The organism is Streptomyces sp. A01, assembly GCF_059026195.1.
Map to the genome: position 1 here is coordinate 1 of NZ_JBWLKN010000057.1, position 16,041 is coordinate 16,041.

3 protein-coding genes are annotated in these 16,041 nt (G+C 72.8%); all 3 read right to left on the minus strand.

Annotation, left to right across the window (positions count from 1 at the left end):
* On the minus strand, positions 1 to 1,850 hold a 1,850-nt coding region (locus AC5P1B_RS35220; RefSeq protein WP_493892108.1), incomplete at its 3' end, for a type I polyketide synthase.
* Complete coding sequence (locus AC5P1B_RS35225; protein WP_493892106.1) at positions 1,844 to 13,138, minus strand: type I polyketide synthase; 11,295 nt, start codon at positions 13,136 to 13,138, stop codon at positions 1,844 to 1,846. The genes AC5P1B_RS35220 and AC5P1B_RS35225, both read right to left, overlap by 7 nt.
* Positions 13,139 to 13,380: 242 nt before the next feature.
* Positions 13,381 to 16,041, minus strand: a 2,661-nt coding sequence (locus AC5P1B_RS35230) for an SDR family NAD(P)-dependent oxidoreductase (protein ID WP_493892107.1), incomplete at its 5' end; no start/stop codon positions are given.

The window sequence follows — 16,041 nt, forward strand, 5'->3', positions numbered from 1 at the left end:
CACCGGCGCATCGACTCCGCGAACACCGGGGACGACACCATCAACTCCCGCGCCATCCCCACCCACTGAGCACCCTGCCCCGGGAAGACGAAGACCGGCTGGGAGGACGTTCCGCTCGCCGTCGAGCCACGGAGCAGACCTGGCGACTCGTCTCCGTCCGCCAGGGCGGTGAGGCGGCGCAGCAGCCCCGTACGGTCGTCGCCGATGACGACGGCGCGGTGTTCGAGGGCGGTGCGGGTGGTGGCCAGGGAGTAGCCCACGTCGGCAGCGCTGATGTGAGGGTTGCCTTCGACGTAGGCACGGAGCCGGGTGGCTTGGTCGCGTAGGGCCTTGGTGGTCTTCGCGGACAGCAGCCAGGGCAGCGGGCCGCTGACGGCCGGGCCGTCCGGGGCGGCTTGGGCTGGGGCGGGTCGCTCCGTGGTCGGGTCCGGTGCCTGCTCCAGGATGATGTGTGCGTTGGTGCCGCTCATGCCGAACGAGGACACGCCCGCGCGGCGCGGGTGGCCGGTCTCCGGCCAGGCGCGGGCCTCGGTCAGCAGCGACACGGCGCCCGCCGACCAGTCGACGTGCGGCGACGGCTCGTCCACGTGCAGCGTCTTGGGCAGTACGCCGTTACGGAGCGCCAGCACCATCTTGATGATGCCGCCGATCCCGGCCGCCGCCTGCGCGTGGCCGAGGTTGGACTTGATGGACCCGAGCCAGAGCGGGTTGGGGTTCTGTTCCGGGGCGCGCTTGCCGTACGTGGCGAGCAGCGCCTCCGCCTCGATGGGGTCGCCGAGGCGGGTGCCGGTGCCGTGCGCCTCGACGGCGTCCACCTCGTGCAGGCCGAGCCTGGCGTCTTCCAGCGCCTGGCGGATGACGCGGCGCTGTGAGGGACCGTTGGGGGCGGTGAGGCCGTTGCTGGCGCCGTCCTGGTTGACGGCGGAGCCCCGTACGACCGCGAGCACCTGATGCCCGTTCTTGCGGGCGTCCGACAGCCGCTCGACGAGCAGTACGCCCACGCCCTCGGACCAGCCGGTGCCATCGGCGCCCGCGGCGAACGCCTTGCACCGGCCGTCGGGGGCGAGCCCGCGCTGGCGGCTGAACTCCTGGAAGACACCGGGGCTCGCCATGATCGTGACGCCGCCGGCGAGCGCCAGGGTGCAGTCGCCGCGGCGCAGTGCCTGGGCCGCGAGGTGCAGGGCGACCAGGGACGAGGAGCACGCGGTGTCCACGGTGACGGCGGGGCCCTCAAGGCCGAGGGTGTAGGCGACGCGGCCTGAGACGACACTCGTCGCGAGGCCGGTGAGGGTGTAGCCCTGGACGTCTTCGGGGAGTTCGTCCAGGTCCTGACCGTACGCGGGGGCTCCGGCGCCGATATAGACGCCGGTCTTGCTGCCCTTGAGCGCGTCGGGCCTGATGCCCGCCCGCTCCAGGGTTTCCCACGCGGTCTCCAGCAGCAGCCGTTGCTGCGGGTCCATGGCGAGCGCCTCACGCGGCGAGATACCGAAGAAGCCCGCGTCGAACTCGGTGGCGTCGTGGACGAATCCGCCGTCGCTCACATAGCTGGTGCCGTGGGTGGCCCGGTCGGGGTCGGTCAGGGCCGCCAAGTCCCAGCCCCGGTCGGCAGGGAGGGGGGACAGCGCGTCGGCGCCGTCGGTGACGAGCTGCCACAGGTCCTCGGGGGACGTGACGCCGCCGGGGAAGCGGCAGGCCATGCCGACGATGGCGATGGGTTCGTGCTGCGCGGCGACGAGTTCTTCGTTCTGCTGTCGCAGCCGTTCGGCTTCGGTGACCGATGCCCTGAGTGCTTCGACGATGGTTTCGGTGGGTGTGCTCATAACAGGCTCCGCTCCGGGTCGCTTCAGGATTCGTTCTTGCGCAGCGCCATCTGGACGAGGTCGCCGACGTCCATGGCCGCGATGGACGCGGCGTCGGCCTTCTCGTCGCCGGTGGCGGACGCGGAGCCGTCGTCGAGACCGGTGAGGCGCAGCAGTGCGTCCATGACGCCCGCGTCGCGGAACGTGGACATCGGGAGGGCGGCCAGCGCGCGCCGGAACTCCGCCTCCCCCTGGTGGTCTCCGATGCCCTCGGCCTCTTCCCCGGTGGCCAGTTCCGTCGCCAGGTGCTGGGCGAGGGCCGCGGGGGTCGGGTGGTCGAAGACGACTGCTGCGGGGAGCCGCAGGCCGGTGGCCGCGCCGAGCCGGTTGCGCAGTTCGACCGCGGTGAGCGAGTCGAAGCCGACATCTCGGAAGGGGCGTTCGGTGTCCACGCCCTGCGCGGAGGTGTGGCCGAGGACGGTGCCCGCGTGGGTGCGTACGAGATCGAGCAGTACGCGCTCGCGTTCGGCCCGGGAGGCCCGTGCGAGTCGCCCGGCCAGCGCGGCGGCGCCGGTGGTGTCCGGGGCGGCGCCCGCCGTGCGGCGCTGCGGGGCGCGCACCAGGCCCCGCAGCAGCGCGGGGATTTCCTCGGTCGCCGCCCGGGCCCGCCACATGCCCAGGTTGAACCTGGCGGGCAACAGCACGGGCTCATCGGTGGCGAGGGCGGCGTCGAACAGGGCGAGCCCCTGTTGCGAGGTGAGCGCCTGGACGCCGGACCGGCTGACACGGGCCATGTCCTCCCGGCCGAGCTTGCCGGTCATGCCGCTGGCTTCCTCCCACAGGCCCCAGGCCAGCGAGACGGCGGGCAGGCCCTGGTCCCTGCGGTGCTGGGCGAGCGCGTCGAGGTAGGAGTTGGCGGCCGCGTAGTTGCCCTGTCCTGCGCCGCCGAGGACGCCGCCCATGGAGGAGAAGAGCACGAACGCGGCCAGGTTGAGCCCCGCTGTCAGCTCGTGGAGGTTGCGCGCCGCGTCCACCTTGGGCCGCAGCACCCGCTCCACCTGCTCGGGGGTGAGTGAGCCGATCACTCCGTCGTCGACGACACCGGCGACGTGCACGACGGCGGTCAGCGGGCGGTCGGCGGGGATGGCCGCCAGGGTCGCGGCCAGCGCGTCGCGGTCGGCGGCGTCGCAGGCGACGAGCTCGGGTTCCGCGCCCGACTTGCGGAGCCCGGCGAGGAGTTCGTCGGCGCCTGGCGCGTCCGGGCCGCGCCTGCTGGTCAGCAGCAGGTGGCGGACGCTGTGCTCCGTGGCCAGATGCCGGGCGACGAGGCCGCCAAGGGTGCCGGTGGCTCCCGTGACGAGCACGGTGCCGTGCTCGTTCCAGCCGCTCGGCACGGTCAGCACCACCTTGCCGATGTGCTTGGCCTGGCTGACGTACCGGAACGCCTCCGGTGCCCGCCGTACGTCCCACGACCGCACCGGCAGCGGCGACAACTCACCCCGCGCCAGCAGCTCCACCACGTCGGTGAGCATGGTGCCGATCCGGTCGGGGCCGCTGGTGATGAGGTCGAAGGCGTCGTACGTCACGCCGGGGTGGTCGGCGGCGACGGCCGCGGGCTCGCGGATGTCGGTCTTGCCCATCTCCAGGAACCGGCCACCCCGCGGCATCAACGCCAACGAAGCATCCACGAACTCACCCGCCAGCGAGTTCAACACCACATCCACACCACGACCACCCGTAGCCGCCAGGAACCGGTCCCTGAAATCCAGCGAACGCGACGACGCGATACGAGCCTCATCAACCCCCAGCCCCCGCAGCACCTCCCACTTCGGCTCACTCGCCGTCGCGAACACCACAGCACCACGCAACCGCGCCAACTGCACCGCCGCCATCCCCACCCCACCAGCGGCAGCATGAACCAGCACCACATCACCCGGCCCCACACCCGCCAGATCCACCAACCCCATCCACGCCGTCAAAAACACCACCGGAACCGACGCCGCACACTCAAACGACCACCCCACGGGCATAGCAGCCAGCAGCCGCTGGTCGGTGATGGCGTACGGGCCCATGGCGTCGGGGAGCAGGCCGAGCACCCGGTCTCCGGGGGCGAAGCCGTCGACCCCCGCGCCGACTTCGAGTACGGTTCCGGCGCCCTCGTTGCCGAGCGGCGGGGCGTCCCCCGGGTACATGCCGAGGGAGATCAGTACGTCGCGGAAGTTGAGCCCGGTGGCCCGTACGGCGACGCGCACCTCCCCCGCCGCGAGCGGCCTGCGGCCCTCGGGGTGCGGGGTGAGGGCCAGGTCGTCCAGCGTGCCGGACCGGCCCTGGACGGTCAGGTGCCAGGCGCCGTCCGCCGGGGGGACCAATGGCCCACCGGTGGCCGCCCGCGCCAGGCGGGGCACCAGCACCTCACGCCCGCGCACCCGCGTGTGCGGCTCGCCGCAGCCGATGGCCGCCGCGATACCGGCGGCCGGGAGCGGCGCGTCGGACCCGTCAGCTCCGTCAGCTCCGTTGGTGCCACTGTCGGTGGCCCCGTCAGTGCCGCTGTCAGTGCCGCTGTCAGTGCCGCTGTCAGTGCCGCTGAGGACGTCGATGAGGAGGAGGCGGCCCGGGTTCTCCGACTGCGCCGAGCGCACAAGGCCACCGGCAGCGGCGTGCGACAGCAGCCCCGTGCGGGTGATCACGGCGAGCCGGGCGCCGTCGAACCGCTCCGTCGCCAGCCACTCGCGTACGAGCGCCAGCGTGCCGTTCACCGCTTCCCGCACGTCGTCGGTCACCGGCACCCGGGCCACGACGACATCGGGCAGCTCGCCGGTCAGCGCCGCGAGGTCGGGGGCGTCCTGACCGAGCACCAGCATCCGGCCCGGGTCCCGCTCCGTCGCCTCGCCGGGCGCGGGGACCCAGTCGACGCGGTACAGGGAGTCCCGCACCCCGCCCCGCGCCTCGCGTAGCTGCCCCGCCGACACCGGCCGCAGGACGAGCGAGTCGACCGTGGCGACCGGTACGCCCATGGCATCGGTGACCGTCACGGACACCCCGTCGGGGCCCGAAGGCGACAGCCGTACGCGGACGGAGGCCGCCCCGGAGGCGTACAGCTCCACCCCGGCCCACGCGAACGGCAGCACCGACTGCCCGCTGGTGCGCAGCAGTCCGCCGAGCCCGATCGGGTGCAGCGCCGCGTCCAGTACGGCCGGGTGCAGCCCGAACTTGGCCGCCTCGTCCACCGCGTCCAGCGCGACCTCGGCGAACACCTCGTCGCCGCGCCGCCACACCTGGCGCAGTCCCTGGAAGTACGGGCCGTAGACCGACCCGGCCTCGGCGAGCCCTTCGTAGAAGCCCGTCAGGTCCACCGGCTCGGCGTCCTGCGGCGGCCAGGCCGTCAGGTCGGCCGGGGCATTGCCCTCGGCGGGGACGAGGGCGCCGGTCGCGTGGCACGTCCACGGCTCGTGGTCGTCGGCGGCCTCGGGGCGGGAGAAGACCTGCACCGTGCGCGCGCCCGCGTCAGTGGCTTCTCCCACGGTGACCTGGAGCCGGACGCCGCCCCGTTCGGGCAGGAGCAGCGGGGCCTGGAGGGTGAGTTCGTCGATCCGGCCGCAGCCGACCTCGTCCCCGGCCCGTACGGCCAGCTCGACGAACGCCGTACCGGGCAGCAGCACCGCACCGGCCACCGAGTGGTCGGCGAGCCACGGGTGGGTGTGCGGCGAGAGCCGCCCCGTCAGCAGCACGCCGCCGCCGTCGGCGAGGCTGACCGCGGCGCCGAGGAGGGGGTGGTCGGCGGAGCCGAGACCGATCGACGCCGCGTCGCCCCGACCGGTGGTCGGCCGCAGCCAGTAGTGCTCGTGCTGGAAGGCGTACGTCGGCAGATCCACGGTGCCGACCCCCTCGGGGAAGACCACGGACCAGTCCACGGCGACGCCGCTCACGTGGGCGTGGGCGAGGGCTTCGACGGCGGTGCGGTCCTCGGGGCGGTCCTTACGCACCGACGGCACCAGCACCGCCCCGTTCGCCCCATCCCCGTCCGCAGCCACACACTCCTGCGCCATGGCGGTCAACGTCCCGTCGGCACCGATCTCCAGGAAGAACCCAGCACCCTCCGCCTCCAGGGCACGTACCGCATCAAGGAAACGGACCGGCTCCCGTACGTGCCGCACCCAGTACTCCGGGTCACTCCAGTCACCGGAGACCGTGCCACCCGAGGTCACCACCCCACACGCGGGCGTACCAAAGGTGAGACCGGACACCACATCCCGGAACTCCGCCAGCATCGGCTCCATCAACGGCGAATGAAACGCATGACTCACCCGCAACCGCTTCACCCGCCGCCCCTGGGCCTTGAACGCCTTGGCGAGCCCCAGCGCCGCCTCTTCGGCCCCGGAAACCACTACGGACGTGGGCCCGTTGACGGCCGCTACACCCACCGAGCCGCCGTCTGTCCGGTTGGCCAGCGCCTCGGACACCTCAGCCTCCGACGCCTCCACCGCCACCATCACCCCACCAGCGGGCAACCCCTGCATCAACCGACCCCGCGCCGCGATAAGACGGCACGCATCCGCCAGCGACAACACACCCACCACATGCGCGGCAGCGATCTCCCCCACCGAATGCCCCGCCACCACATCCGGCGACACACCCCACGACTCCACCAACCGGAACAACGCCACCTCAAAAGCAAACAACGCAGGCTGAGCAAACTCCGTACGCTCCAACACCCCCGCATCCCCACCCCACACCACCTCACCCAAAGGACGGGACAACACCCCACCCAACTCACCCACCACCGCATCCCACACACGCGCGAACACCGGGAACACCCCGTACAACTCACGCCCCATACCCAACCGCTGACTGCCCTGACCACCGAACAACAACGCCACCCGGCCAGACCCCACCTGCCCTGTCACCACACCCGGAGCCGACACACCCTCCACCAGCGCCGCCAGCCCCGCCAGCAGCTCCGCACGCCCCGCACCCAGCACCACAGCACGGTCTCTGAGGTCGGCACGGGAGGCGGCCAGGGATGAGCCGATGGCGGCCGGGGAGAGCTCCGGGCGGGCCTCGGCGTGGGCCAGCAGCCGGGCGGCCTGTGCGCGCAGTGCCTCGGGGCCACGGGCGGACAGCGGCCACAGGACGAGCGGCAGGGACGGTTCGGCGGGCTGCTGCGGCTCCGCCGATTCGTTGCTTGCCTCGTCCGCGGGTGCTTGCTCAAGCACGACGTGCGCGTTGGTGCCGCTGACGCCGAAGGAGGAGACGGCGGCGCGGCGTACGGTGCCGTGCGTCGGCTCCCAGGGGCGGGTCTCCGTCAGCAGCGAGACGGCGCCCGCCGACCAGTCGACCTCGGGGGTGGGCTCGTCGGCGTGCAGGGTCTTCGGCAGCGCGCCGTGGCGCATCGCCATGACCATCTTGATGATCCCGGCGACACCGGCGGCGGCCTGGGTGTGCCCGAGGTTGGACTTGACGGAGCCAAGCCACAGCGGGCGCTCCGGGTCCCGGTCCTGGCCGTAGGTGGCCAGCAGCGCCTGGGCCTCGATGGGGTCGCCCAGCGGGGTGCCGGTGCCGTGCGCCTCGACGGCGTCCACGTCGGAGGCTGACAGGCCCGCGTTGGCCAGCGCTTGGCGGATCACGCCTTGCTGTGAGGGCCCGTTGGGGGCGGTGAGGCCGTTGCTGGCACCGTCCTGGTTGACGGCGGAGCCCCGTACGACCGCGAGTACCTGATGCCCGTTCTTGCGGGCGTCCGACAGCCGCTCGACGAGCAGTACGCCCACGCCCTCGGACCAGCCGGTGCCGTCGGCGCCCGCGGCGAACGCCTTGCACCGGCCGTCGGGGGCGAGCCCGCGCTGGCGGCTGAACTCCACGAACACCTCGGCGCTCGGCATGACGGCGACGCCTGCGGCCAGGGCCATCGTGCACTCGCCGCTGCGCAGCGCCTGCGCGGCCATGTGCAGGGCGACCAGCGACGACGAGCATGCCGTGTCCACCGTGACGGAGGGGCCCTCAAGGCCGAGGGTGTACGAGACGCGGCCGGACAGCACGCTGGAGGCGTTGCCGGTCATGATGTAGCCCTCGGCGCCCTCTGGCAGGCCCTGGAGGTCGGTGATGTAGCTGCGGTGACCGGCGCCGACGAAGACGCCGGTCGGGGTGGATTCGAGGCTGGCCGGGGCGATGCCCGCCCGCTCCAGCGCCTCCCAGGAGGTCTCCAGCAGCAGCCGCTGCTGCGGGTCCATGGCCAGCGCCTCGCGCGGCGAGATCCCGAAGAAACCCGCGTCGAACTCGGCGGCGTCGTACAGGAATCCGCCCTCACGGACGTAGGACTTCCCGGCGGCGTCGGGGTCCGGGTCGTACAGTCCGTCGATGTCCCAGCCACGGTCGGTCGGGAAGCCGGAGATGGCGTCCTTGCCTTCGGCGACGAGCTGCCACAGCTCCTCCGGCGACATCACACCGCCCGGCATGCGGCATGCCATGCCGACGATGGCGATCGGCTCGTCGTCGGTGACGGCGGCGGCGACGGTCGCCGCCTTCGCCTCGAACTGGGCGCCGAGGAGCTGCTGACGCAACTGCCGGGCGAGGGCGTGCGGCGTGGGGTGGTCGAAGACGAGGGTGGCGGGGAGCTTGAGGCCGGTCGCGGTGTTGAGCCGGTTGCGCAGGTCCACAGCGATCAGCGAGTCGACGCCGAGGTCCTTGAACGCCCGCTCCGGGTCGACGCCTTGGGGGTCGGGGTGGCCGAGGGCCGCGCCCGCGTGCGCGCGTACCAGGGTGAGGAGTTCGCGGTCCTGGTCGGCGGCGCTCAGCACGGTGAGGCGCTGGGCCAATTCGGAGGAGTTGTCGGCGGCGTCGGTGGGCCGTGCGCTGGGGGTGGCGGCCGCTTCGATGGCGCGACGCACCTCGGGCACGCCGGTGATCAGGGGGTAGGGGCGTACGGCTACGGCGGTCGGGGCGATCTTGGCCCAGTCGATGTCGATGACGCCGAGGACCGTGTCGCCGGTGCCGAGTGCCCGCTCCAGGGAGGCGACGGCCAGTTCGGGCGCCATCGGGGGCACCCCTTCGGCGCGCAGCCGGTCGCCCACCGCACCGTCGGCGAGCCCGCCGCCGCCCCAGGAGCCCCACATCACGGAGGTGGCGGGCAGGCCGTTCGCGCGGCGGTACTGGGCGAGCGCGTCCAGGTAGGTGTTGGCCGCCGCGTAGTTGGCCTGGCCGATGCTGGGGAACACGCTCGCGAACGAGGAGAAGAGCACGAAAGCGGACAGGTCCAGGCCCTGGGTCACCTCATGCAGGTGGCGGGCCGCCTCGGCCTTGGGGCGGACGACTCCGGCGACGCGCCGCGGGCTGAGCGAGTCGACGATGGTGTCGTCGAGGACTCCGGCCGCGTGGAACACGGCCGTGAGGGGGCGCTCGGCGGGGATCTCGGCGAGCAGGGCGGCGACGGCGTCGCGGTCGGCGGCGTCGCACGCGGCGAAAGTCACCCCGGCGCCCAGTGCGGTCAGTTCGGCTTCTAGCTCGGCCGCGCCGGGGGCGCCTCGGCCGCGGCGGCTGGTGAGGACGAGGTGCGGGGCTCCGTTACGCGCCAGCCAGCGGGCGATGTGCGCGCCCAGCGCCCCGGTGCCGCCGGTGACCAGCGTCGTACCGGCGGGGCGCCAGCCGGGCGCCAGCGGGCGCTCGTCGGCAGCGGCGCGCACCAGGCGGGCGGCGGACATCCCCGCGGGCCGGACCGCGATCTGGTCCTCGCCCGCTGTTCCGGCGAGGGCGGAGCCGAGGGAGCGCAGCGACCGTTCGCCGACCTCGGCGGGCAGGTCGATGAGCCCGCCCCAGCGCTGCGGGTACTCCAGGGCGGCCACCCGGCCGAGGCCCCAGATGGGGGCGTGCGCCGGGTTGGTCACCGGGTCGGAGTCGGCGGCCGAGACCGCGCCCTGGGTGGCGCACCACAGCGGTGCGTCGAGGCCGGTGTCGCTCATGGCCTGGAGCAGCGCGACCGTACCGGCCGTCCCCGTGGTCAGTTCGGGGAACTCCGCGTGCGGGGCGTCGTCGAAGGCCAGCAGGGACAGCACACCCGCGATGGCCTCGCCGCCGTGACCGGTCGCGGCGGCGTCGGTGACGACGGTGCGCAGCACGCGCGCCAGGTCCTCGCGCGGCGCTCCGGCGTCCACCCGGACCCGCATGACGTGCGCTCCGGCGCGCTCCAGGGCGCGTGCGCAGCCGGTCAGCCAGGTGTCGGCGCCGGGGGTGCCCGGGCCGTTGGTTTCGGCGTCCTGGGTCGCGCCGCCGCCCACGGCGTCCGCTCCGTCGGGGGTTCCCGGTACGAGCAGCAGCCAGGTGCCGGACAGGGCGGAGCCGGTGGGGCCCGACGGGGCGGGCAGCGGCTGCCAGCTGAGCTGGTAGCGCCAGGAGTCGAGGACCGACCGCTCGCGCTGCTGCCGCCGCCAGGCGGACAGCGCGGGCAGGACGGAGGACAGGGGCTGCTCGCCGTCGATCGCCAGGGTGTCGGCGAGGCTCTGGAGGTCTTCCTGTTCGACGGCTTCCCAGAAGCGCGCTTCGTAGGCGTCCTGCGGCCGCGCGGCCGGGTCGGCGGCGGCCGGGTCGCGTGCCTGGAGCCAGTAGCGGCCGCGCTGGAAGGCGTAGGTGGGGAGTTCGACGGTGCGGGCCCCGGTGAGCACCGGGGACCAGTCGACGTCCACGCCGTGCGCGTACGCCTCGGCGAGCGACCGTACGAACCGGTCGAGCCCGCCCTCGTCGCGCCGCAGCGATCCGACAGCGACGACCTCTCCGGCACCGGCCTGCTCCGCGGTCTCGCCGACCGCCATCGCCAGGACCGGGTGCGAACTGGACTCGATGAACGTCTTGTGGCCGAGTTCGATCAGATCGGAGATGACCTGCTGGAACTCGACGGTCTGGCGCAGGTTCCGTACCCAGTACGCGGCGTCGAGACCGGTCGTGTCGATGAGCGCGCCGTCCACCGTCGAGTAGAACGGCACGGTCGCCGCGCGCGGTGCGACGGCGTCGAGGGCGCTCATCAGCTCGTCGCGGATGGACTCCACCTGCGGCGAGTGGGAGGCGTAGTCGACGGGGATGCGCTTGGCGCGGATCTCCTCGGCCTCGCACCCGGCGACCAGCTCGTCCAGCGCGCCCGGCTCACCGGCGACGACGGTCGACGAGGCACCGTTCACCGCCGCGACCGTCACCCGGCCGTCGAACGCGGCGATACGGGCTTCCGCCTCCGTACGGGGCAGCCCCAGCGAGACCATCCCGCCCTTACCCGCGAGCCGCTCCCGGATCACCTTCGAACGCAGCGCGACAACCCGCGCCCCGTCCTCCACCGACAGCCCACCGGCCACCACGGCGGCCGCGATCTCACCCTGCGAATGCCCGACCACGGCAGCGGGTCGGACACCAAAGGACCGCCACAGTGCGGCCAGCGAGACCATCACCGCCCAGGACAGCGGCTGCACGACGTCCACGCGCTCCAGCGAGCCCTCAAGCTCAACGCCGAAGTCCCAGTCCACGAACGACGCCAGAGCTTCCCCGCATTGCCGCATCGAGTCGGCGAAAACGGGCGAGGAATCCATCAACTCCCGCGCCATCCCCACCCACTGAGCACCCTGCCCCGGAAAGACGAACACCGCCTTCCCACCCTGCTGCGCCACCCCCACCGTCACCACCGGCGACGCCTCACCCCGCCCCACCGCCTCCAAACCACCCAGCAACTCCTCCCGACCACCCGCCACCACCACAGCCCGGTGCTCCAACGCCGCACGCGAACCCACCAACGACCCCGCCACATCCACCAACCCCAACCCAGGCCGCTCCCCCACAAACACCCGCAACCGCTCCGCCTGCGCCCGCAACGCACCCACACTCTTCCCCGACACCACCCACGGCACCACACCAGCCACACCCACCACACCCACGGCACCAGCACCAGCTGGCCCGTTCACCGACTCCGCAGCCGGTTCCTCCGCCTCCACCGCCCGCTCCAAGATCACATGCGCGTTCGTCCCACTGATCCCGAACGACGACACCCCCGCACGCCACGGCTCACCCCGCTCCGGCCACGACCGCGCCTCCGTCAACAACGACACCGCACCCGCCGACCAGTCGATGTGCGGCGAGGGCTCTTCAGCGTGCAGCGTCTTCGGCAGCACGCCGTTGCGCAGCGACATGACGGTCTTGATGATCCCGGCGACACCGGCGGCGGCCTGCGCGTGCCCGATGTTGGACTTGAACGAGCCGAGCCACAGCGGCCGGTCGGCGGGGCGGCCCTGGCCGTAGGTGGCCAGCAGCGCCTGGGCCTCGATGGGGTCGCCCAGCGGGGTTCCGGTGCCGTGCGCCTCGACCGCGTCGACCTGGCCCGCGGAGAGCTTGGCGTTGATCAGTGCCTGCCGGATGACCCGTTCCTGGGCGGGGCCGCTGGGGGCGCTGAGTCCGTTGCTGGCGCCGTCCTGGTTGACGGCGGAGCCCCGCACGACAGCCAGCACCTGATGCCCGTTCTTGCGGGCGTCCGACAGCCGCTCCACGAGCAGCATGCCCACGCCCTCGGCGAGTCCGAGACCGTCGGCCCCGGCGCCGAACGCCTTGCAGCGGCCGTCGCGTGACATGCCCCGCTGGCGGCTGAACGCGATGAACCCGCCCGGGCTGGACAGCACGGCGACGCCGCCGGCCAGCGCCATGGAGCAGTCACCCTGCCGCAGCGCCGTGCACGCCAGGTGCAGCGCCACCAGCGACGACGAGCACGCGGTGTCGAGGGTGACGGCCGGGCCCTCAAGGCCGAAGGTGTAGGCGATGCGGCCCGACACCACGCTGGCGTTGCTGCCGGTCAGCAGGTGGCCTTCCAGGCCCTCGGGGGCGGTGGCGAGGTCGGTGAAGTAGTCGGGCCGGTTGGAGCCGATGAAGGTGCCGATGCGGCTGCCCCGCACGCTGCCCGGGCTGATGCCGCCGCGCTCGAACACCTCCCACGTCGTCTCCAGCAGCAGCCGCTGCTGCGGGTCCATGGCGACGGCCTCACGCGGGGAGATCCCGAACACGTCGGGGTCGAACTGCGCGGCCTCGTAGAGGAATCCGCCGTCCCGGACATAGCTCTTGCCGGGGGCGTCCGGGTCCGGGTCGTACAGGTCCTCCAGGTCCCAGCCCCGGTCGGTGGGGAACCCCGAGACGGCGTCGGCGCCCTCGTCCACCATCTGCCACAGATCTTCGGGCGAGGCCACGCCGCCGGGGAAGCGGCAGGCCATTCCGACAATGGCGATCGGCTCGTTCGCGGCTTCCTCAGCGTTCCGCAGCCGCTGCTTTGTTTCGTGCAGGTCGGTCGTTACCCACTTGAGGTAGTCGCGGAGCGTCTCTTCTTTACTAGCCACTGGGTTCCCCTACGGAATTGTTCACGAAAGTGGGTAAGTCGAGGTGTCCCGTCTTTTCCTCGTACCGCTCGGAGTGTCGTTCGGAATGCCGTACGGAATGCCGTACGGAATGCCGTACGGGAGTTTCCGTGCGGGCCCGTACGGACTCGTACGAATGTCGCTGGCGCGGTGCCGTGCGAAAGGCCGGAGGAAAGGCGGGAATCGGCTGCGGGCCGGGTCAGGCCGGAAGGGTGGTCACACCATCACGACCGTCCTAGCTCGTCGCGGATGAACGCGAACATCTCGTCGTCGGTCGCCGACTCCAGCTTTCCGGCGACCGAGGTGTCCTCGGCCGCGCTCACCGTCACCTGGCTGCCGGTCCACTGGGACAGCAGGGCCTGGAGCCGCTCGGTGATCGCCGCCCGGCCGAGGTCGTCCACGGTGATCTCGGCCAGCGCCGCGGTCATCCGGTCGATGTCGGTGTGGACGGATTCCGCGGTGGCGGCGGTCTCCTGGAGGAGTTCGCCGCGCAACAGGCCGACCAGCGCGTTCGGTGTGGGGTGGTCGAACGCGAGGGTGGCGGGCAGGCGCAGCCCCGTGGCCTTGCCGAGGCGGTTGCGCAGCTCCACCGAGGTGAGCGAGTCGAAGCCCAGGTCTCTGAACGGCTGGCCAGGCTTCACCTCCTCCGTCGTGTCGTGGCCGAGTACGGCGGCGGCGTGGGTGCGGACCAGGTCGAGCAGGATTCTGTCGCGCTCTTCCTCGGGCAGCGGGGCGAGCCGCTGCCGCAGGGCGGTGGAGCCGGTGGTGTCGGCCGCGTCCTCGGCGGCCGCTTCGCGCAGTCGGCGCAGGACGCGGACGGCTTCGGGCAGGGCGTCGAGCAACCGGGTGGGGCGTGCCATGGTGAACAGCGAGACGAACTGCTCCCAGTCGATGTTGGCGAGCGCGACGAACGTGTCGTCGTTGTCGACCGACTGCTTCAGCGCGGCGATGCCGAGATCGGGCTCAAGGAACGGCAGGCCCTGCGCCTGCGCCCGCTCGCTGATGGCCATCCGCTCGGCCGCGTAACTCTCCTTGATGTCCACCGGCCGCCATACGCCCCAGGCCACGGAGGTCGCGACGAGGCCACGGGCCCGCCGCTGGTAGGCCAGGGCGTCGAGGTGCGCGTTGGCCGCCGCGTACGCGCCGTGGTAGCCGCTGCCCCAGAACGCGGCGATCGACGAGTACAGCACGAAGGCGTCCAGGGTGTCCTGGTCGAAGATGCGGTCCAGGTGTTCGGCGCCCTCGACCTTGGCGGCGAACGCGTCGGCGAAGTCGGCGGGCTTGGCGCTGTCCAGGGGGCCGAGGTCGATGTGGGCGGCGGTGTGCACGACGGCGCGGATCGGAGGTCCTTCGGCTTCGACCCGGCGCACCAGCGCGGCGAGGTCGTCGTAGTCGGAGATGTCGCAGCCCGCGATGGTCACCCGCACGCCCAGCGCGGTGAGCTCCTGCTCCAGTTCGGTGGCGCCGGGTGCCTCGGGGCCACGGCGGCTGGTGAGGACCAGGTGTTCAGCCCCGTTCTCCGCGAGCCAGCGGGCCAGGAGCGTGCCGAGGGCGCCGGTGCCGCCGGTGATGAGGACGGTGCCACGGGGCTGCCACTCGCGGACCGGCCTGGCGTCGCCGAGCGTGGCGCGCACCATTCGGCGGGCGACCATTCCCGAGCGGCGCACGGCGACCTGGTCTTCGCCGTCGAGGCCGCTGAGCACGGCGACGAGCCGGGTCAGCGCCGCGTCGTCGGCGTCCTCGGGCAGGTCGGCCAGGCCGCCCCACAGCGCGGCCTGTTCCAACGCCGCGACCCGGCCGAGCCCCCAGATCTGCGCCTGGATACGGCTGGGGCGTGGGTCCTGGGCGTCCACGGCGACTCCGCCCTGGGTGGCGCACCACAGCGGCGCCTTCATCTCCGCGTCCCCGAGCGCCTGGAGCAGGGCGAGTGAGCCCATGACCCCGGCGGACAGCGAGGGGTGGTCGGGGTGGGGGGAGGTGTCGTCGAGGGGCCACAGGGACAGCACGCCGCTCAGGCCGTGCCCGTCACCGGCGAACTCGCCGAGCCGGGCGAGGAGCTTGGCCCGGTCGGCGTCCGGCGCTTCGACGTCGAGGCGGACCACGTCGGCGCCGTGTGCCGCCAGGGCGCTCAGCGTCCCCCGTACCGCCGCCGCTTCGGCGTGCACGGTGGGCACGACCACCAGCCAGGTGCCGGTGAGGGCCGGGGCGGCCGGGTCCGGTACGGGATGCCAGGCCACGGTGTAGCGCCAGGAGTCCACCTCGGAACGCTTCCTGCGCTGCCGCCGCCACGACGACAGGGCGGGCAGCACGGCACGCAGCGGCTGCTCCGGGTCCACCTGAAGGGTGTCGGTGAGGTGGGCCAGGTCTTCTTGCTCGACGGCGGCCCAGAACCCGGCCTCGGCCTCATCCCCGGGTGCCGGGGCCGCCGTCGCCTCCTCCTCGCCGGACTCGATCCAGTAGCGCTGGCGCTGGAAGGCGTAGGTGGGCAGCTCCACGGTGCGGGCTCCGGACGTGACCGGCGACCAGTCCACGGGCACACCACTCGCGTACGCCTCGGCCACGGACGCGAGGAACCGGCCGGGCCCGCCCTCGTCGCGGCGCAGCGACCCCGTCGCGACGATCTCGGTGCCGACGGCCTCCGCCGTCTCACCGATGGCCATGGTGAGGACGGGGTGGGCACTCGACTCGATGAACACGCTGTAGCCGTGGTCGAGCAGGGCACGGGTGGTGCGCCCGAACTCCACGGTCTGGCGCAGATTCCGCACCCAGTACGCGGCATCCAGCCCAGTCGTATCGACCGGCTCGCCTTCTACCGTCGAGTAGAACGGCACCTCGCCCGACACCGGCCGGACATCGGCCAGCACCCGCAGCAGCTCCTCACGAAT